This is a genomic window from Dactylosporangium sp. NPDC050688 (genome assembly GCF_040654515.1).
GTDB lineage: Bacteria > Actinomycetota > Actinomycetes > Mycobacteriales > Micromonosporaceae > Dactylosporangium.
In genome coordinates this window covers 1-19,641 of sequence record NZ_JBFAIC010000006.1, presented here as the reverse complement: position 1 = coordinate 19,641, position 19,641 = coordinate 1, and the positions used below count along the sequence as shown (strand labels likewise).

At 73.3% G+C, this 19,641-nt stretch carries 15 protein-coding genes and 2 pseudogenes; 8 read left to right on the top strand and 9 right to left on the bottom strand.

Annotated features, from left to right (window positions below; all coding sequences use genetic code 11):
* The first annotated feature begins 3 nt into the window (after positions 1–3).
* Complete coding sequence (locus tag AB0H83_RS08175; protein ID WP_360088827.1) at positions 4–2,376, top strand: hypothetical protein; 2,373 nt, start codon at positions 4–6, stop codon at positions 2,374–2,376.
* A gap of 181 nt (positions 2,377–2,557) precedes the next feature.
* On the opposite strand, the gene AB0H83_RS08170 is transcribed toward AB0H83_RS08175, so the two are convergent.
* The 3 genes and pseudogenes from AB0H83_RS08170 to AB0H83_RS08160 all read right to left on the bottom strand — a co-directional run.
* On the bottom strand, positions 2,558–3,637 hold the full coding sequence (locus AB0H83_RS08170; RefSeq protein WP_360088824.1) for an ATP-binding protein: 1,080 nt from the start codon (positions 3,635–3,637) through the stop codon (positions 2,558–2,560).
* 20 nt (positions 3,638–3,657) lie between these two features.
* Complete coding sequence (locus tag AB0H83_RS08165; protein ID WP_360088821.1) at positions 3,658–4,197, bottom strand: sigma-70 family RNA polymerase sigma factor; 540 nt, start codon at positions 4,195–4,197, stop codon at positions 3,658–3,660.
* A pseudogene (locus AB0H83_RS08160) lies at positions 4,194–4,283 on the bottom strand (CxxxxCH/CxxCH domain-containing protein); the annotation flags it as partial. The gene AB0H83_RS08165 and the pseudogene AB0H83_RS08160, both read right to left, overlap by 4 nt.
* A gap of 93 nt (positions 4,284–4,376) precedes the next feature.
* Here AB0H83_RS08160 and AB0H83_RS08155 point away from each other — a divergent pair.
* Positions 4,377–5,783, top strand: coding sequence for a glycosyltransferase (locus AB0H83_RS08155; RefSeq protein WP_360088818.1), 1,407 nt, complete (start codon positions 4,377–4,379; stop codon positions 5,781–5,783).
* Between the two features lie 59 nt (positions 5,784–5,842).
* Complete coding sequence (locus tag AB0H83_RS08150; protein WP_360088815.1) at positions 5,843–7,069, top strand: hypothetical protein; 1,227 nt, start codon at positions 5,843–5,845, stop codon at positions 7,067–7,069.
* 296 nt (positions 7,070–7,365) lie between these two features.
* Here AB0H83_RS08150 and AB0H83_RS08145 read toward each other — a convergent pair whose 3' ends face one another.
* Positions 7,366–8,055 (bottom strand): GntR family transcriptional regulator, encoded by a 690-nt coding sequence (locus AB0H83_RS08145; protein WP_360088812.1) that lies wholly within the window; start codon positions 8,053–8,055, stop codon positions 7,366–7,368.
* 62 nt (positions 8,056–8,117) lie between these two features.
* Positions 8,118–8,645, bottom strand: coding sequence for a helix-turn-helix domain-containing protein (locus AB0H83_RS08140; protein ID WP_360088809.1), 528 nt, complete (start codon positions 8,643–8,645; stop codon positions 8,118–8,120).
* A 65-nt stretch (positions 8,646–8,710) separates the two neighbouring features.
* On the opposite strand from AB0H83_RS08140, the gene AB0H83_RS08135 reads away from it, so the two are divergent.
* The 3 genes from AB0H83_RS08135 (at position 8,711) to AB0H83_RS08125 (ending at position 10,978) form a co-directional block, all read left to right on the top strand.
* Positions 8,711–9,058, top strand: a complete 348-nt coding sequence (locus AB0H83_RS08135; RefSeq protein WP_360088806.1) for a hypothetical protein — start codon at positions 8,711–8,713, stop codon at positions 9,056–9,058.
* Entirely contained in the window at positions 9,055–10,053 is a 999-nt protein-coding gene (locus AB0H83_RS08130) for an alpha/beta hydrolase (protein WP_360088803.1), read from the top strand. Before AB0H83_RS08135 ends, AB0H83_RS08130 begins: the two co-directional genes overlap by 4 nt.
* 103 nt (positions 10,054–10,156) lie before the next feature.
* Positions 10,157–10,978, top strand: coding sequence for an NAD(P)-binding domain-containing protein (locus AB0H83_RS08125; RefSeq protein ID WP_360088800.1), 822 nt, complete (start codon positions 10,157–10,159; stop codon positions 10,976–10,978).
* A gap of 54 nt (positions 10,979–11,032) precedes the next feature.
* Here AB0H83_RS08125 and AB0H83_RS08120 read toward each other — a convergent pair whose 3' ends face one another.
* Both AB0H83_RS08120 and AB0H83_RS08115 read right to left on the bottom strand, forming a co-directional pair.
* On the bottom strand, positions 11,033–12,439 hold the full coding sequence (locus tag AB0H83_RS08120; RefSeq protein WP_360088797.1) for an FAD-dependent oxidoreductase: 1,407 nt from the start codon (positions 12,437–12,439) through the stop codon (positions 11,033–11,035).
* Positions 12,440–12,533: 94 nt separating this feature from the next.
* Positions 12,534–13,882: pseudogene (locus AB0H83_RS08115) on the bottom strand (EAL domain-containing protein).
* 309 nt (positions 13,883–14,191) lie between these two features.
* Here AB0H83_RS08115 and AB0H83_RS08110 point away from each other — a divergent pair.
* Positions 14,192–15,649 (top strand): bifunctional diguanylate cyclase/phosphodiesterase, encoded by a 1,458-nt coding sequence (locus AB0H83_RS08110; protein ID WP_360088794.1) that lies wholly within the window; start codon positions 14,192–14,194, stop codon positions 15,647–15,649.
* 457 nt (positions 15,650–16,106) lie between these two features.
* Here the strand turns inward: AB0H83_RS08110 and AB0H83_RS08105 are convergent, their stop codons facing one another.
* On the bottom strand, positions 16,107–17,243 hold the full coding sequence (locus AB0H83_RS08105; RefSeq protein ID WP_360088791.1) for a diguanylate cyclase: 1,137 nt from the start codon (positions 17,241–17,243) through the stop codon (positions 16,107–16,109).
* 131 nt (positions 17,244–17,374) lie between these two features.
* Positions 17,375–18,247 (bottom strand): RraA family protein, encoded by an 873-nt coding sequence (locus AB0H83_RS08100; protein WP_360088788.1) that lies wholly within the window; start codon positions 18,245–18,247, stop codon positions 17,375–17,377.
* 579 nt (positions 18,248–18,826) lie between these two features.
* Here AB0H83_RS08100 and AB0H83_RS08095 point away from each other — a divergent pair.
* Positions 18,827–19,641: endo-1,4-beta-xylanase (locus tag AB0H83_RS08095; protein WP_360089322.1), on the top strand; the 815-nt coding region annotated here is incomplete at its 3' end.

Genomic DNA, 19,641 nt, shown 5'->3' with positions numbered 1-19,641 from the left:
GGCATGGCCTCGCCCGCCGACGTCGTCGAGCGTGCCCGACCATCGGTCGCGCGCCCGCTGGAGCTGCTGGCCCAGTTGCTGCCGGTCGGCGATGCGGGCACCGGCGACGCGCCGGGCCGCCAGGACGATCCCTTCGGCGGTTACCGGCCGGTGATCCGGGCGCTGCTGCGCAACGCCGGCCAGGGGTGCGCCGCGCGGGGGGCCGAGCTGTGGCTGCCTGACCCGCCGGACGGTGCGCAGCGGCCGCCGGGCGCGGCTCAGGACGGCGCCGCGGTGCTGTGGCGCTCGGCGATCCGGTGGCGGGGCTGGCGGCCGGTCGGGGCCGGGGCACGGCGCGACGGTGTGGCCGACCCGGCACTGCTGTCCGGTGTGGACGGTGTCGCCGCGACCGCCGAGGTGCCCGTCGCCGGCTCCCGGGGCGGGATGCTGGTGCTGGTCGGCCGCGACGGCGCCGGCCTGCGGCCGGCCGAGGTCGACCTGCTCGGTGACACCGCGGTGTGCTTGGGCCTGCTGCTGCGCGAGGCCGCCGCCCGCGACGCGGCCCGGGCGGCCCAGGACGAGAGCGCCGAGGCGCTGCGGCGGGTGAGCAGCACCCAGCTCGAGCTGTCGACCGTGCAGGCCGTGGAGCGCGACCGGCTCGCCGCCGCGGTGACCACCACGTCGGGCCGGCAGCTGCGGGCGATCGTGGCGCACACGACGGTGCTGGAGTCGGCGCTGGCGTCGGGCGACACCGCCGCTGTCGCCGTCGTGGCCACCATCCGCGCCAACCTGCTCGAGATGATCGAGCAGTTCCGCACCGTGGTCCGCGGGGTCTACCCGCAGGTGCTGCGCAGCTCCGGCGTGGCCGCGGCGCTGGCCGAGATGGCCACGGCGGCGCACGTGCCGGTGGCCTTCCACGGTGACCTCGGCCGGCGTCAGGGCTGGGAGGTCGAGTCGGGCCTCTACCAGGCCGCCGCCTCGGCCCTGACGGCGCTCTGCGCGGGCGACGGCGCCACGCCGGTCATGATCGGGCTGGCCCGCCACGGCGACATCCTCACGATCCGGCTGGAGCGGGCCGGCCCGCACCCGGACCAGGTCACCGCCGACCTGCGTGACGACACCCGCCGGCTGGCCGCGCTGGGCGGCCGGCTGATGGTGACCTGCGCCGCCCCCGGCTCGACGGTCACGGTGGAGATCTGGCTGCCGGAGCGCTGGGGCGGCGACCGCGCGCCGGTGGCGGGCACCGCAGCACCCTCCGCGGTCGTGGCCGGCGCCGGGCCGCCCCCCGGGGACGAGGCCGGGGCGGGCACCTTGCCACGGCGGCTGCGCCAGCTGCTGCTGTCGGCGCTCGGCACCCAGGCCGACGGACCCGCGGTCCGGGCGGCCGTGGACCGGCAGGACGGCCGGGTGCGGGTGGCGGTGCTCGGACCCCGGGCGGAGGAGCTGACGGGCCTGCTGTGCGGCCGGACCGCGGCGCCGGCCGCAGCGTCCGAGCCGGGCGGCACGGCGCTGTGCTACCAGTACGGTCCGGTCGAGCAGATCACGGTCGAGCCGATCGGCATGGCACCGCCGTGGCGGCGCATCCGGGTCCGTGGCTGGTCCGGCCTGGACAGGTTGACGGCCGGTCAGCGGCACCGGACGCTGCTGGAGCGCCCGTCGCCGGGGCTGCGGGGGCTGCGGCTGGTGCACCACCGGCAGCGGGTCGACGCGTCGCTGGCCGCGGCGCTGCGGCGCTGGTCCAGCGCTCCGGACGGGCCGCCCGACGTGGTGATCCTGGCCCTGGACGCGATGGTGACCACGGCCCAGTCGGAGTTTCTCGGCGCCCTGCGGTCGGTGACCTCCACGGCGGCGGGAGGGTTCGCGCCGGTGGTGATCTGCGCCCACGCGGCCGGTCCGGCCGTGCCGCCCCGGCTGGACGCGCTGTGTGACACGGCGGTCGCCTGGCCGGCGGGCGGCGACGCCGCCCCGGTCGAGGCGGCGCTGGAGGGTTGGGTCCGGTGCTGGTCCGGGCTGCTGGGGGCACGCTGGGCACTGCGGGCACTGACGGCCGTGGCGGCGGCGGGTGGGTCCGACGAGGTGCTCCGGCTCGAGGTGGAGGCCGCGACCGTCGGCGCGGACGAGCTTGCTGAGCTGGACCTGTTGGAGGCGTTGCGGGGCGGGCGGATCCGGCTGCCAGCCGGGCACGACGACGCCCTGCGGCTGCTTGGCGCGGACGGCCGCGACCCGTGCGCCCGGCTGGGGCTGGCCGAGGGGGCCGGCGCGGCGCAGATCCGCGCGGCGGGCCGGGCGCTGGCATTCTGGCGCACCCAGGCGATGCGGCCCGATCCTGGCGCGGCCGGCCGGAGTGCGTACGCGTCGCTGGTGCGCCTCAGCGAGCGGCTCCTGACCGGCGGCTGAGCCGCCCGAAGCACGACCCGCGGGCTCGAAACCGGGGGCGTTCTCTCAGGTCGCGGCGAACCCGCTCACCTGCGAACTCGAAACCCGGGGCGTCATTTGAGGTCGCGGCGAACCCGCTGACAGCGTGGTCTCAGGTCGCGGCGAGCCGCTGACCTGCGGGCTCGGAACCGGGGGCGCGGTCTCAGATCGCGACGAACCCGCTGACCCGGGTGCCCGTGGCCGGGCTGGAGCGCACCGTCAGCGTGCCGCCGACGGAGGCCAGCCGGTCGGCGAGCTGGCGCAGCGGCTGCACGCCGCCGAGGTCGAAGCCGGGCCCGGTGTCGGTCACGTCGAAGCTCAGCCCCCGCGCCGACGTGCGCAGCGTCAGGGTCACCTTGGCGCCGGGCACGTGCTTGTGTGCGTTGCTGACCGCCTCCAGGCAGGCCAGGTACACCGTCGCCTCCACCTCGGGCGGGTAGCGGCGCCCGACGAGCAGCGGGTCGATGTCCACGGTGACGGTGTCCAGCGTGCCCAGCCTGGCCGTCAGCGCGGTGACCAGGCCGTGGTCGGCCAGTGGCAGCGCGAGCAGGCCGGTGGCGGTGCTGTGCAGGACCTCCTCGGTGCTGGCCAGCAGCTCCTTGAGCCGGCGCAGGTGCTTGGCGGCCTCGTCGCGGTCACCGACCCCGAGCTGGTGCTCGACCAGCGCCAGTGACATCTGCAGCGCCACCATGTGGTGCTGCGCGCCGTCGTGCAGGTCGCGTTCGAGGCGGTACCGCTGCCGCTCCATGTCCCCGGCCGCCCGCAGCCGGGCGTCGGCGAGCTGGCCCGCGCCGCGGCGCATCAGCCGGTCGGCGTCGTCGGTGCGCAGCCGCGCGTGCAGCTCGGAAACCAGCAGCCGGGTCGCGGCGAGCAGCTCCGACCAGTCCCGGAGCCGTTGCGCGGCGGCGGGCGGGTCGGCGCGGACCTCACCGAGGACCCGGCCGTCGTGCTCCAGCCGGATCGCGGCCGGCGTCGCCTGACCCGTGGCCGGCGGCGGGGGAGTGCGGTCCGTGGCCGGCGCCCGGCCGGCGCGGTATTCCTGCACCCGCTGCCCGGCCGCCGCGTCGAGCCCGGCCGGCAGCTGCAGGGTCAGGCTGACGTGGGCGCCGAGTGCCTCGGCGAGGGCCTCGGCCAGCGCCTGACCGCGGCGCTCCGGCGGGGCGTGGCCGGGCAGCGCGCACACGGTCTCGACCATTCGGGTCGCGGCGCCGGTCCGGTCCGGTCCGCGGTCGCGACGGCGCACCATGTCACTGTAGCCGCAGTTCAGACGGGGCAGGGGGCGCGGTCGGCCATGACGCGCCGGGCGGCGCGCAGGGCGTAGTGCACCCGGCTCTTGACGGTCCCCACCGGCAGCCCGAGCGACGCGCCGATCTCGGCCGTGCTGCGCCCGTGCAGGTACACCTCGATGAGCGCGGCGCGGTGCTGCGGCCACAGCTCGCCCAGGATCTGCTCCACCAGCACCTGGGTGTCCACGTTCCCGGCGGGGTCGTCGAGGGCCACCTCGGCGGCGTGTTCGAGCGTCACCTCGGTCGGGCGGGCACTGCGGGTGCGGTACCCGTCCATGACCAGGTTGTGCACCACGCGGCGCAGCCAGCCCAGCACCGGACCCTTGTCGGGGGTGAGTTTGTCCAGGTTCCGCCAGGCGCGGACGAAGGCCTCCTGTACGGCCTCCTCAGCGCGGTGCGGGTCGCCGCCGGTGAGCCGGCGAGCGTACGTGATCAGTGGTTCGCGGTAGCTGTCCACCAGGTCGCGCAGGCGCTGGTCCCGGTCGGCTTCGCCGTTGTGCAGCACGGTCGTCGTCATGCCTTGACAATGCCGGTCCGGTGCGCCGTGTGACACAGTGCACACCCGTCAGTTGACGCGGGGTTCTCTCCCCATCTGGGTGAGGGTTATCCCTACCGGCGCGGCGCCGTTTGCCTACCGTCTGGCGCCGCGGTGAACTCCGGCCCTGCCCCCCACCGTTGGATAGACAGGAGGTGCGCATGACGGCAGCCAGCTTTCCCGAGGTCGGTATCGGCATCACGACGCACAACCGGGGTCCGGTCTTCCGCCAGGCTCTGGAGGCGATCCGCAAGTACGCGCCGAGTGGCGCGGCGATCGTGATCGTCGACGACGCCAGCGACGAGCCGGTGGAGGAGGCGACCTACCGGTTCGAGACCAACGTGGGTATCGCCCGGGCCAAGAACAAGTGCCTCGAAGAACTGGTCGCGCAGGGCTGCACCCACCTGTTCCTGTTCGACGACGACTGCTGGCCGGTCGCCGAGGGGTGGGAGCAGCCGTACATCAACAGCCCAGAGCCGCACCTGATGTACATCTTCACCGACACGCCGGCCGGGCCCCTGTACGACTCGGTGGAGCTGTACCGCGACGCCGAGCTCAAGGCCTACTCGCACCCGCGCGGCTGCATGCTCTACCTGCACCGGCGGGTGCTGGACGAGGTCGGCGGCTACGACGTGCGGTACGGCCGCTGGGGCTACGAGCACGTGGACCTGTCCAACCGGATCTACAACGCCGGGCTGACCTCGTTCCGCTTCGCCGACGTGGTCGGCAGCGAGCAGCTGATCCACAGCTGCGACGAACGCGTCACGGTCCCCTCCAGCGTGCCGGCCCGGGAGCGCATGACGCTCATCCGGGACCTCAAGACCCGCTACGAGGCCAGCCGCACGTCGGCCGAGTACCGCGAGTTCCGCGAACGTCCGGTCGATCCGTCGGCCGGCGTGGTGCTGACGACCTATCTGACCGCACAGCCGGACCCGCAGCGCGGTGCGGCATGGACGGCGGACTACGCCCACCTGGCCGAGCTGCGGGCGTCGCTGGCCAAGCACGGGCGCCGGCTCGTGGTGCTGCACGACTGCCTCGACGAGCCCGACACCGATCTGGTCACCCACGTCCGTGTCCCCGCAGCCGCCGGGGGTTCACCCTACTTCCAGCGCTGGCTGTGCTACTGGCGGTACCTGCGCGACCACCCGGAGATCGACCGGGTGTGGTGCGTCGACGGCACCGACGTGGAGATGCTGCGCGACCCGTTCCCGGAGATGGAGGACCGCCTCTACCTGGGCGACGAGCCGTCCCCGCTGTGCATCCCGTGGATGGTGTACCACCACGGCGGCAGCGAGACGCTGCTGCGTTTCATGTCCGCCAACCGGGGCACCCAGCTGCTCAACGCCGGCCTGGCCGGGGGCAGCCGGCAGGTCGTGCTGGACTTCTGCCGCGACGTGTTCGACTACTGCGTGCAGCACGCCGCCGAGGCGGGCCCGATCGACATGGGCCCGTTCAACTTCGTCGCCCGCACCTGGTACGCCGGCATGGTCACCCACGGCCGGCAGGTCAACACCGTGTTCCGCACGTTCGACCGTGAGTCCCGGGAGTCGTGGTGGCGACACAAGTAGCCGTCCACGACCCGCGGCTCGGCCGGCGGGGGAGGGGACCGGGCGTCGCGATGGACCCCATGACGGACATGACACCCGAGCGGGCCGTTCCCGTGCCGCCGGACGGCCGCGTGGCGGCCGATGACGCGCTGCACAGCCTGCTGCTGCGGCTGGCCGGGCACCTGCCGGACCCGGTCCTCACCGCCGCGCGGGACCGGCTGGCCGCGGGCCTGCGCGGCGAGGCCGTGCGGGCGGTCGCGTTCGAGGCGCTGGCACAACCGCTGCCGCTGGCCTACGACGAGATCGACCTGCTGCGTGCGGAGCTGCGCACCGGCGCGCCCGGCGGCGGCGGCGATCCTGCCCTGGCCGCCGCGCTCGACGAGGTCCGCGGCGAGCGGCACCCGGCGCCGTGGCTGTTCCAGTCGACCCTCGCCACAGAGCCCACCACGAGGCCCGCCACCGCGCCCGCCCGGGGGTCGGCGCCGAAGCCGGCCTCGAAGCGTGCCCGGTTCGGGCCGGACCCGGCGCTGGCGCGCCCACTGGACCTGACCGGCGCCGATGAGGAGGAGCTCGACCCGGTGGACCGGGCCCTGGTTGCCTTCGCCCGGGACACCGCCGGGGTGCGGGCGCTGTGGCGGGCCTGGCGCATGCCGGCCGGCTCCCATGCCTGGCACGCCCCGGTCCGGGTCGTCGTGCTCGCCGTGACGCCGGCCGCCGGTCACCTGCCCGCGCTTGCGGGCGCGGTGCGGGCGGTGCTGGCCGCCGCGGGTGACCACAACGGCCAGGCGGAGGTGTACCGGGCCAGCCGGGACATGCTCCACCGCCTGTACTACCAGACGCTGGCCCGCTGCTGTGGCGCGCTGCTCTGGGCGGACCGCCCGCCGGCGCCGGTCGCCGTCGCACCGGTGTTCGACGGCGCCGACGAGGCCGGCATCCCGTGGTTCGCCCCCAGCCGGCCCGTCGTCGCGGATCCCGGTGCCCGGCTGTGGCTGCTCAGGGCACTGCGCGCCGCGCCTGTGCTCGTCTGGTCCAGCAGCGGCATGACCGACGTGCTCGCCCCGCACACCGGCGCCGTGGTGCCGCGGCACCTGCGCAGCGACGGCACCTGGGTCTGGAGCGACGCCGTGGCCTTCTACCTGGAGCAGTACGGCCTGGCGCCGGACCCGCGGCTGGCGGCCCACCTGAACTGGCCCGACGCGGGGCCGCCGGACGAGATCGCCGTGCACCGGGCCATGGTCCACGTGTTCGAGCGGGGCCCGGACTCGATGACCTGGTACGCACCGTCCCGCCCCACCAGGACCCGCTGAGCGCGGGGCCCGGTGGGGCCCATCTCACAACCTGCTCCGGACCGCTCGTGCCGGTCCGGAGTGCTAACCAGCAACTGGTTGAGAAACGAGTAACTGATGTCCGCCTCGAACTGTGAACCCGACGCGCGCAGCACCCGCATCCCGTCCGCGGCGGCGAGCTCCGCCGCGGCGGCGAGCAGCGCGGACTTGCCGACCCCGGCTCACCGCGGACCAGGCGCACGTCACCGCCACGCCGCACCGATTCGAGAAACGAGGAGATGCGACCCAGCTCGGTCTCGCGGCCGAAGAGCTCCACGTCAGCCCTCGTCAGATCCGTGCTCGTCCTCGTCGACCGCGGTCTCCAGCAGGTGCGCCAGCGTCTGCCAGTTGGTCCGGGTCGCGGCGACCGCGCCCTCGACGTCGCCGGCCTCGCACAGCGCGATGATGCGCTCGTGCTGGGCAACCGAGCCGCGGCCGGTCAGCGACGAGAACCGCAGCCGCTCGACCCGCCGCAGCGCGGGCGTGAACTGCTCCAGCACTGATCGCAGCGCCGCATTGGCGGAGGCCGCCACCGTCACACCGTGGAATTCGTCGTCGGCGGCGAGGGCCGCGTCGACATCGTTGGCCCGCAACGCCGCCGCGAACCGGGCGTTGGCCTGGCGCATCGCATCCAGCTCGGCGGCGGACAGGTTGGGCAGCGCCTCGCGCACGGCCAGCTCGTGCATCGCGGTGGTCACCGACTGGGCGCCGCGCAGCGCCCGCAGGTCCAGCGGACTGACCATGGTGTAGCGGCCGGGTTTGGTGCGCACCAGGCCGGCCTCTTCGAGCCGGGCCAGCGCCTCGCGCACCGGGGTGCGGCTGACGCCGAGCCACTGCGCGAGATCACCGTCATTGAGCCGCTCACCGGGGGCCAGGGTGCCGTCGACGATCGCGTCCCGGATCGCCCGGAACGCGTCGTCGCGCAACAAGGAACGGGCAACGACACCGAGGCGCTCAGGGACCGGCATGCAATATATTGCACACCGTGTTCCGCCGACCATCAATGGCGTGCCTCGATGTCGCTCGCGGTTCAATCGGCGGGCATGACGATGCTGGTGATCAGGCGCCGGGTCCGGTCAGGCGCCGACGGCACTTCGAGCCATCGGGCGAGCAGTGCCCGGTGCTCGGCCAGAAACTCCCGCATCTCGTCGTCGGTGAGGTGCAGCGCCGCCTGCCGGTACCCGACGAGATCGGCGCCCAGGTCGATCTGGTCCCGGGTCAGGTACCGGTCGAAGTCTCCGAGCACCGCGGCGACGAAGGTGGTGAACGCCTGCCGGTGCTCCTCGACGCTCATCGTCCGGGCGTCCTCCGCGCCGACCGAGGCGGCCTCCACCGTGAGCCGGTACGTGCGCTCCACGCTGCCGCGGACCCGCCGCTCGTGCACCACGCGCAGGACCCCCGCGTCGACCAGCATGGCGACATGGCGGTACAGCGTCGTGGTGGCGATGTCCGGCAGCGCCTCACCCAGTTGGGCGGTGGTCAGCTCGCGCTCCCCGAGCAGCGCCTGCACGATCCGGAACCGCACCGGGTGCAGCAACAGATCCGCCGATGACGCCATGTGGTCCTCCGCACTCGACCATTTCCAGAGTTGACAACGTTCCCAATAACGGTAACGTATTGGTCATGGCCACCGCTACCGTCGACAACGAGTTCCTCGCCATTGAACTGACCACCGCCGAGCACGTGCTGGCCCTCCACGGCGACGTCCGCGTGCCCCGCGCCGCAATCACCGAGGTGGAGCTGCTGCCCGACGGCTATGCCGCCGCGCGTGGCCTGCGTGCGCCCGGGCTGCAGATCCCCAAGCGGCGCCTGCTGGCGACGATGTGGACCCGGAAGGGCCGCGAGTTCGTCGCCGTCCGTGGCGGCGAGCCGGCCGTGCGGGTCACGCTGCGGGACCAGCGCTGGGTCGCCGTGCTCGTCTCCACCCCGCAGGCGGCCGACCTCGCCGCCCGGCTCAAGGACCCGGCGTGACCACGGCGTCGGCCGGGACCGGCATCCAGCGTCTCGACGTGCGGTTCCCGGGCCCGGACCGGGACCTCGCCGGCACCCTCACCATCCCCGCAGGCCCGGGCCCCTTCCCGGCCGTCCTGCTGATCGCCGGGTCCGGCCCCGTCGACCGGGACAGCAACCACGGCCGGATGCGCCTCGGTGTCACCGCTCAACTGGCCGGCGCCCTCGCCGCGGCGGGGTTCGCCAGCCTGCGGTACGACAAGCGCGGCGTGGCCGCCTCCCGGCTACGGCGCGACGGCAGCACCGACCGGCCCGACGGATGGATGCGGGTCGGGCTGCACGACAACGCCGCCGACGCGGCGGCGGCGTTCGACGCGCTGGCCGGCCGGCCGGAGGTCGACCGGGCCGCCGTGTTCCTGGTCGGTCACAGCGAGGGCGCGATCCTGGCCGCGGAGGTCGCCGCCTCGGCGCTCGCCGGTCCGGACCGCCCGGCGCCCCGCGGTGTCGTCCTGCTGGCCTGCTCGGCCACCCCGGGCGACGTCACGCTGCGGTGGCAGGCGACCATGCTGCCCGCCTCCATCCCCCCGCCGGTCCGCGCGCTGCTGCGGCTGCTGCGCGTCGACCTCGTCGCCAGCGTGCGCAAGAATCACGACCGGATCCGGCGGACCACCACCGACACCGCCCGCATCGGCGCCAGCCGCCTCAACGCCCGTTGGTTGCGCGAGTTCCTCGACCACGACCCGGCCACCGATCTCACCCGGCTCACCGTCCCGACGCTGGCCATCACGGGCAGCAAGGACCTCCAGGCCAACCCGGACGACCTGACCCGCATCGCCGCCATCGTGCCCGGCCCGGTCCAGACCTGGCTCGCGCCCGACGTGTCCCACCTGCTGCGCGTCCAGCCCGGACCCGCCTCCCTGCGGGCCTACCGCAAGGAGATCCGCCAGCCCGTCGACCCGGCCCTCATCACCCGGGTCACCGACTGGCTGGCCCGGCAGGCCGACCCGGGCGCCTGAGCGTGGAGCCCCGCGGCCGATACATCAACCGCGGGTGGCCCTTGCCCCGGGCCGCCGCGCCGCCCAAGATGGATACACTGTTTCCATTCTCAGGGGGTCGTTGATGCGGTACGTCGTCATCGGATGTGGCAACGTGGGGATGGAGCTGGCCAGGCGCTGGTCGGCGGCCGGGCACCACGTCGTCGGGACCACCACGTCCGCCGAGCGGGTCGCGGAGGTGGGCACGGTCTGCGCCGACGTCGCGGTGCTGCGCGGCAGTGACGAGGCCGCGGTCCAGCGGGCGACCCGCGACGCGGACGCGGTCGTGCTGACCGTCAGTCCCCGGATCAGCCGTGCGTTCGACGCCCGCGACCGGGTCCGGGAGTATGCCGACACGCTCACCGCCTCGGCGGCGACCGTGGCCCGGGTGCACCCGCGGGTGGTGTTCACCAGTTCCGTGTCGGTCTACGGGGCCGGCACCGGTGCCGTGATCGACGAGTCGAGCCCGTTGACCGAGGACGACGACGCGTCGCCGCGCAACTTCATCTCCGCCGAGCGCGCCGTGCTGTCCGCGCCGGGTGGGGCGGTGGTGCGCATCCCCGACGTGTACGGGCATCCGCGCGACCTCGACTACCCGTCCCGGGTGAAGATGGCCCACGAACTGCTCGGTGGCAGCGTGCCGTTCGCGCCGGACGCGCTGCTGTACCGCATCGACTACCGGGACGCGGCCGCCGCGCTGGAGCTGGTGGTCGAGGCGGGCCTCGCCGGGGTGTACAACGCCGTGCCGGACGCGGTCGTCCCGCCCACGAACCGCGAGGTGTTCGGTGCGATCTGCGCCGCGGAGGGCTGGCCCGACCTGACCTACCGTGCCGAGATCAGGACCCCGGTCGTGCCGGTGTCGTCGGCGAAGCTGCGCGCCGAGGGCTACGCCTTCACGCACTCCTGAGACGCCCCTGAGACGGGGGCGGACGGCGGGCGGCGGCGACGGGGACCGCCGGCCTCACCGGCTCCCGCCGGTGAGGTGCCGGGCGACCAGCCGGCCGAAGGCGAGCGCGGGGGTCAGGCACATGCCGGAGCAGAACGCGTTGCCGTTGACCGCGGCCGACCCGATGACCTCGCCGATCGCGTACAGGCCGGGGATCGTCCGGCCGGCGGCGTGGCGGACCCGCAGGTCGGTGTCCACGTCGACACCGGCGAAGGTGATGAGCGTGACGGGATGGTTCTCGATCGCGTAGAACGGCGGCTCGGCGAGCGGGGCCGGCAGGTGGGTGCGGCCGAAGTCCGCGTCGTGGCCCCGGGCCACGCCGTCGTTGTAGCGTCGCACGGTGGCCCGCAGGCCGTCCGGGTCGATCCCGGCACGTTCGGCGAGCGACGCCAGGTCGGCTCCACTGTGGACACCGCGGCGGCGGCCGCACGCGGCGGCGAGGTCGTCGGGGCTCCAGCCGTGCACCATCGGCCGCGACTCGCGCAATGCCCGCGCGTCGAACACCATCCAGAAGGTCATCCGGTCGACGGTGGTGAGCAGCCGCTCCTTCCGGTCGATGCTGGGCTCGTCCTCGGCGACCCACCGCCGGCCCGCCCGGTCGACGTAGATCTCCCACGGCGGCCGCTCCGGCGCCACGAGGTGCGGCCGATGGGTCCAGTCCACCCGCAGGTCGCCGTCGACCGGTGGCAGACCGCCGAACGTCGGGATGTAGCGACCGAGCCCCTGCAGGCCGGCGCCGATCGCCCGGGCCATGACCAGCCCGTCGCCGGTCGCGGTCGGCGCCGCCGACGTGGTCAGGGGCGCGCCCTCGAGTTCGGCGAAGAGGTCCGGTGCGTAGCCGAAGCCGCCGGTGGCCAGGACGACCGACGGCGCGTGCAGCCGCTGACCGTCCGCCGTCCGCACGCCGGTGACCGCGCCGCCGGTGGTGAGCAGGTCGCGGACGAGGACCCCGCACCGCAGGTCCACCCGGCCGGCGGCCTGGTGGGCCTGCAGGAGCGGACGGAGCACGGACAGGATCGCGGGCCCGCCGGGGGAGTCGGCGGCGTGGACGGTCCGCGGCGTCAGGTACGGCTCATGCCCGTACACGATGCGGGGGGTACCGGGGTCAGGGGTGAAGCCGTGGTCGAACAGCCACTCCAGGACGGCGGGCTGTTCGTGCAGCGACCGGCGGGTCAGGTCCTCGCGTCCGGTGCCGCGGCTGATGCGGTGGATGTCGGCGAAGTGACGCTCCGGGTCGTCGGTGATGCCCCGGTCCCGCTGCAGCGTGAAGCCGCCCGCGGAGAGGTGGCCGCCCGAGTACGGCAGGGCACCGCCCACGTCGCCCGCCTTCTCCAGCAGCAGCACCCGCGCCCCGGCGTCGGCGGCGGTGATGGCGCACGCCAGTCCGGCCGGCCCGGCACCCACGACGATGATCGACCACACGTGTGTCCCCCATCTGTTTCGCTGAAAGAAACAGTGTTTCGCCGAAGTGGGGAGGCGTCAAGACGCGCGTCGACCGGTGTGCGGGCGGCCCCCGTCAGGCGGCGGGCAAGGGCGAGGCCTCATCGAGCAGCCGGGCGGCCTCCGCGGCCGGCACGGGCCGGCTCAGCAGGTAGCCCTGCCCGTGTGAGCAGCCGAGCCTGACCAGCGCGGCGCGCTGCTCCGCTGCCTCGATGCCCTCGGCGACCACGTCGAGGCCCAGTGCCGCGGCCATCGCGGTGATGCCTCTGACGATGCTCAGCTCACAGTTCTCGGGCGTCAGCCCGGTGACGAACGACCGGTCGATCTTGATCGCCTTGACCGGGAAGTACCGCAGGTGCCCGAGATTCGAGTACGACGTGCCGAAGTCGTCGAGCGCGAACTGCACGCCGGCGGTGTGCAGGGCCCGGGCGAGCTCGGTGACATCGGACCGGACGAACCCGTTCTCGGTGACCTCGAGACACACGTCGCCGGGCGCGACGCCGGCCCGGCGGATCACGTCGAGGATCCGGTCGGCGAGATCCGGCTGCCGCAACTGGTCGGCGACAGGTTCACGTTCATCGTGAGGGGACGACCTGGCATGCGGCGTTGCCACGTCGCGAGTTGTGCCGTCGCCTCCCGCAGCACCCACTCGCCGATGGCGCTGATCACCCCGGTCTCCTCGGCCATCGGGATGAACAGGTCCGGAGGGATCATGCCCCGCTCGGGATGCGTCCACCGCAGCAATGCCTCGAAACCGGTGACCACGCCCGTGGCCAGGTCGAACACCGGCTGGTAGTGCACCGAGAGCTCATCGCGGCCCAGGGCGTGCGGCAGGTCCGAGCGGATGCCCAGCCGGTCCACCGCCCGGTGCGACGCGGCCTCGTCGAACACCTCGATCCGGCCCCGGCCGCGGTCCTTGGCCGTGAACATGGCGGCGTCGGCGTCGCGCAGCATGTCGTTCGGGGTCGCGAAGCCGGGTGCGCCGAGCACGCCGCCGATACTTGCCGTGATCGTCACCCGCTCGCCCCGGACGGTGAACGGGTCCTCGAGGGCGCGCAGGACGCGTTGCCCGACGGTGAGGACGTCGGCGAGCTCGTCGACGTCGTCGAGGACGAAGACGAACTCGTCACCGCCGAAGCGCGCGAGGGTGTCATCGGGGCGCAGGCAGCCGGCGAAGCGGGCAGCCACCTGCAACAGCAGCTCGTCGCCGACCTGGTGTCCGGAGCGGTCGTTGACCGCCTTGAACCCGTCCAGGTCGCAGAAGAGCAGACCGACGCCACCGCTGCGGTCGGCCACGAGGGCGTCGGCGAGCCGCTGGTCGAGCATGGAACGGTTGGCCAGACCGGTCAACGGATCGTGGAACGCCCGGTGGTGCAGCTCGCTCTCCAGCCGCTTGCGGTCGTTGATGACGCGGGAGGACAGCACCAGTGCGCCGTCGAACTCCGTCAGGATTGCCGGGTGCAGCACCGTCTCGACCCACACCCAGTCCCCGGCTCCATGCCGCAGCCGGTGCTCGGTCCGCCCGCCACGGTCCGGCTGCCTGAGCCACGCCCGCAGCCGCGGCAGATCCTCCGGCGGCGCGAGCTGGAAGACAAACTCGCCGGGGCGTGGCTGATACCCGAGTTGCCGGTGGAACGACGGTGAGGCGTACAGGCAGGTGCCGCTGCTGTTACCTCGCCGCGGTCGCCCTTGCGGTCGTCGCCGTCGTCACCGGGGTGCGCCGCGGACCGCTTCGTGCCGGCCAGCGTCGTCGCGGTCCTGTCGGTCCTGCTCATCGTCCGGCTGGTGCTGGTGGCCCGGCTGGCCCAGACCCGGGCGGCCGAACTCGCCACCCGCAGTGCCGCCCTCGACGCCGCCCTGCGCCGCCAGCAGACACTGCAGGCCGAGCTGACCCGGCGTGCGCTGCACGACCCGCTCACCGGGCTCGGCAACCGCGCGCTGGTGACCGAGCGCCTCGAGGCGGCGCTCAGCCTGCGTCCTGCCGGGGTCGGGCTGCTGATGTGCGACCTCGACGGGTTCAAAGACGTCAACGACACCTTCGGGCACCCGGTCGGCGACCAGCTGCTCGTCGAGGTCGCCCAGCGGCTCGGGGACGTGGTCGCCGCCGCCGGCACCGTGGCCCGGCTCGGCGGCGACGAGTTCGCCGTGCTCGTCGAGGACACCGATCCGGTCACCGCCTCCGGGCTCGCCGAGCGGATGGTCACGGCGCTGCGGCTGCCGTACTCGACTGGCGAGCGCCTCCTGCACGTCAGCACCAGCGTCGGCGTGGTCGTGACCGACGGCGCCAGCACCGCCGGCGACGTCCTGCGCGACGCCGACCTGGCGCTCTACGCGGCGAAGCACGCCGGCAAGAACACCGCCAGGCTGTTCACCCCGCAGCTGCGCGCCGAGCGGCTGGCGCACAGTCAGCTCGTGGCGGGCCTGCGCGACGCGCTGGCCACGGAGGCGTTCGCGGTGCACTACCAGCCCATCGTCGAGCTGCACAGCGGCCGCTGCGTGGCGGTGGAGGCGCTGCTGCGATGGACCGATCGCGACGGCCGGGCAGTGCCGCCGCCGGCCTTCATCCCGGTCGCGGAGGAGACCGGCCTCATGGTGCCCATCGGTGCCTGGGTGCTGCGTCGCGCGCTGCTGGAGACGGCCGGCTGGTACCACCGGCACGCTGTCTCGGTCACGGTCAACATCTCCGGCGCGCAGCTGGCGCACGGCGACTTCGTCCACACCGTCCTCGACGCGCTGGCGGCCGCGGGCCTGCCCGGCGCGGCACTGGTCCTGGAGGTGACGGAGTCGATGCTGCTCACCGGTACCGGCAGCGCCGACGTCCGCGGGTGCCTGACCCGCCTGCGCGAGCACGGCGTGCGGATCGCGATCGACGACTTCGGCACCGGCTATTCGTCGATGGCGTCGCTGCGCCACCTGCCCGTTGACATCCTGAAGATCGACAAGAGCCTCCTGCCGGCCGCCGGGACCACGCAGGAGCCCGCCGCCACCGCGTTCACCAGGGCCATCATCGATCTCGGGCACCAGCTCGATCTGCAGGTGACCGCGGAAGGGGTCGAGACGGCCGAGCAGGCGGTGCTGCTCGAGCACCTGCAGTGCCGCTACGCGCAGGGGTACCTGTTCGCCCGGCCCGCGCCGGCCGCGACGATGACCGCGGTCCTCGACGCCCGCGCCGGCGCGGCCAGCGGCCGCTGACGTCCGCTGCCTCCAGCGGCGTGCCCGCACACCCGTCCGGACGTCCGGCCCACGGTGACACGGCCGGCTCCGTCGTCCCACCGCGGCGTTTGATGAGGGCCATCTGGGCTGAGCAGCAGTCTGCGGCCGTCGCCGATGGAGATGTCGCGGTTGCGTCGACGGGCGGTGACGTAAACGCCCAGCGGCAGGGCCAGGTGGGCTCGAACCGCGTCGCGGCGGGTGGACCACATCCGCGGGCCATCGGTCCATGGCGTGGGCGCGCAGGGCGTTGCGGATATGTGGCCCATGACGACGGCGGTATGCAGGCACACCGCACCGTGGGGTCCAGCCCTGAATCCTCGGCGGGCGGGCAGGCAGAAGACTGCGGTGCGCGGCGGCGGCCCGGTCGCAGCCGCGACGACCGGGCCCTCGATGGTGAGCTGCAGCAGCTCGATGTCGTCGCCGGCGACCGTGACGCTCAGTGTGAGCTGCGGTCCGGACTGCCGGCTCGCACCGCAGGACGCCAGGCAGCGGCCGCGGTCGCCGCCGGCCCGAGCGGGTCCTGCAGGAGGTGGTGCGCGGACTTGACCCGGTACATCTCGGCGTCCGCCACACGCATCAGCGCGTCCAGGTCGCCGTCGCGGGTCGATGCCACGCCGATGCTGACGTCGACCGACACGGTGCCCGCGACGAGCTGGATCGCGGCGGTCACGGCGGTGCGCAGGCGGGCGGCGACCTCGCGCGCCCGGTGGGTGTCCGTGTCGTGCAGCAGCACGACGAACTCGTCGCCGCCGAGACGGGTCACCAGATCCTGGTCGCGGACCTCGGCCAGCAGCCGCTCCGCCGTGACCCGCAGCAGTTCGTCGCCGGCCGCGTGGCCGAATGTGTCGTTGACTTCCTTGAACCCGTCCAGGTCGAGCACCAGCACCGAGGCCGGCGGGCCGGGGCGCAGCGCCGTCCGTGCGTGCTCGTGCAACAGATGGCGGTTGCCGAGGCCGGTGAGTGGGTCGTGCAGTGCCTGCTCGCGCAGTTCTCGTGCCTGTTCGCGCAGGGCCGCGCGGGCGGCGGCGAGCTGGTCGAGATGGTTGCGGTGCGCCCGGGACAGCAGGCCGGTCATGAGCGCGACGATGAGTTCCAGGGCGGGCGCGATGCTGACGAGGTCGCTCTCCATCCGGTGGCCCATGATCTGCGGCGAGAAGACGTAGAGGAGCACGCCTGCGGTCGCCTCGGCCGCGAACACCAGCAGCGCGCCGGACAGCTGGTGCCGGTATGCGCCGACGATGATCGGGATGATGAGCACCGGCCAGAACACCGGGTCCGGCCCGTTCGCCGAGGCGAACACCATGGCGATGATCGCGGCCGTGTCCAGCGTGAGCAGGACGGCGCTGAGGAGGGGGTACCGCCGGCGGCCGACCGACCGCAAGGCGTACACCCCGAGGATGTTGATCAGAACCTCGGCCAACGCCGCGGTGATCCCGACGGCCATCGACCTGCCCGCCGCCGAGGGAACCAACGCCAGGTCGGCGACGATCCACAGCACCGCCGCAGACCGGCTGATGATGCCGGCCCACTCCAGGTTGCGACGCATCCGGACGAGTGCCTCGTCGATCTCCATAAAAGGGTACTCGGCGGTGGGGCCCCTGACCTGAGCCCCGACGTAACCCGAGATGCGTCACAGGCGGAACTGCTCAGGCACGGTCCGTGCCCTTGGCGGCATCAGGTGCGGGAACTCTGACACCGGGGGCGTCACAAGGTGAAGCGCAGGCGGGACGGCTCGCCGCGGGCCAGGCGGTCGGCGTGCTCCGCGGTGTTGAGCACGTCGGCGAGGGTGGCGCCGGCGGCGAGGCGCTCCGCGACCTGCGCCTCGGTGGCCATCACCTGGGCGGCGGCGGTGAGCCGGGCGACGGCGGCGGCCGGGTCGAGCACCACGATGCCGTCGTGGTCGGCGATGACGATGTCGCCCGGCGCGACCGGGACACCGCCGCAGCTGACCGTGGCGCCGAGGACGCCGGGCTTCGCCGTGGTGCCGGCCTTCGGGGTGACGTGCCGGCTGTAGATCGGCAACCGGCAGCCGGCCACGAACCGCAGGTCGCGGTAGCCGCCGTCGACGACGATCCCGGCCAGGCCCTTGCCGAGCGCGACCCGTGCGAACAGCTCACCGGCCAGCGCCGTCTCCCGGCCGCCGCCGTCGACCACCAGGACGTCACCGGCCTGCGCGAGCTCGATCGCCTGGATCACGCCGAAGAAGTCGTCGCGGCACCGGACCGTGACGGCCGGGCCGCACAGGACGGGATTCGCCGAGCGGCACCGCAGCGCCGGCGACATGACCCGGACGTCCTCGGCCACGTCGCACAGCGCGGTGGTGTCGACCTCGGCGGCGAGCCGGCGGATCTCATCGATCATCCTGCGACGGTACCCGCCGGGGAGCTCGCTCCGCGTCGTCACACTCACCGGCGCCAGGTCGTCCCAGGGGATGACCCGGCCGCGCCGGGAGAGCCGCAGGCGGACGCCGGCCGGGGTCAGCGCCACCGGCGCGATCGGCAGCCACAGGTACGCCAGCACGCCGGCGAACTCGACGGCGGCGAAGAGGGTGAGGGTGACCCTCCAGGCGCGCGACATGGCCAGATCGTAGGCGACCACCCGGCACCGCGGAGACCCCTCTGCATCGCTGGGCCGGTGCTGCGAGATGCGCTCGGGGGCGGGAATGAATTGTGATTGGCGACGCTGCCGGCGTCAACATTTTCGAAACCCATTCGCGCGCCCGGAAATGGGCGCCAAATTTGCTTGTCCAGAAACTGTTATGGATGACCACTCCGTCGAGTCGCGGCTGAAAATTTCGGAGCTTCCCATTTCGTTCCGCCGCACCTGGTAGCGGCGTGGCCTGGGTGAACATGGGGCAGCGACACGATATCGGCCGGTTTTCCGGAAGAAGTCTGTGTCGGCTGTCTTGAATGTTTGGGACCGTTCTGGAAGCCTCGCGCTCCGAGGTGCGAACGTTCCGCCAGGCGCTCGCTGATGCCGGCCGCCCCGGCGTGTCAAGGTCACCGCCCGGTTGAGGATGTTAGCGCTCACGCGATGCATTGATTACCGGAAGTAAGGGAGACGAAGGTGGCTGGAGAACCTCCCACCCGTCGTGGCGGGACCCGGCGGAGACGACCCACCCTCATCAGGGCGCTGACCGCCGGTGTGGTCGCGGTCGTGGCGGTCGGGGTCGCGGCGGTGATGATGCCGTCGGCGGACGCGGCGGCCAGCACGCTGGGCGCGGCGGCGGCGCAGTCGGGCCGGTATTTCGGCACGGCGATCGCCGCGGGCCGTCTCGGCGATTCGACGTACACGACGATCGCGGGTCGTGAGTTCAACATGATCACGGCTGAGAACGAGATGAAGCCCGATGCGACCGAGCCGCAGCGGGGTCAGTTCAACTTCAGCGCCGGTGACCGTATCTACGACTGGGCGACCCAGCGGGGGATGAAGGTGCGTGGGCACACCCTGGCGTGGCACGCGCAGCAGCCGTCGTGGTGGGGTGGGATCAGTGGTAGCACGCTGCGGCAGGCGATGATCGATCACATCAACGGTGTGATGGGTCATTACCGGGGCAAGCTCGCGTACTGGGATGTGGTGAACGAGGCGTTCAACGAGGACGGCAGCCGCCGCCAGTCGAACCTGCAGGCCACCGGCAACGACTGGATCGAGGCCGCGTTCCGCGCCGCGCGCAACGCCGACCCGTCGGTGAAGTTGTGTTACAACGACTACAACATCGAGAACTGGTCGTATGCCAAGACGCAGGGCGTGTACCGGATGATCCAGGACTTCAAGTCCCGGGGCGTGCCGATCGACTGCGTCGGGCTGCAGACCCACTTCACCGGCGGTAGTTCCCTGCCGGGCAACTTCCAGACCACGCTGTCCAGCTTCGCCGCGCTCGGCGTGGACGTGGCGCTGACCGAGGTCGACGTCACCAACTCCTCCACCTCGCAGTACGCGGGTCTGACCCAGGCGTGCATGAACGTGCCGCG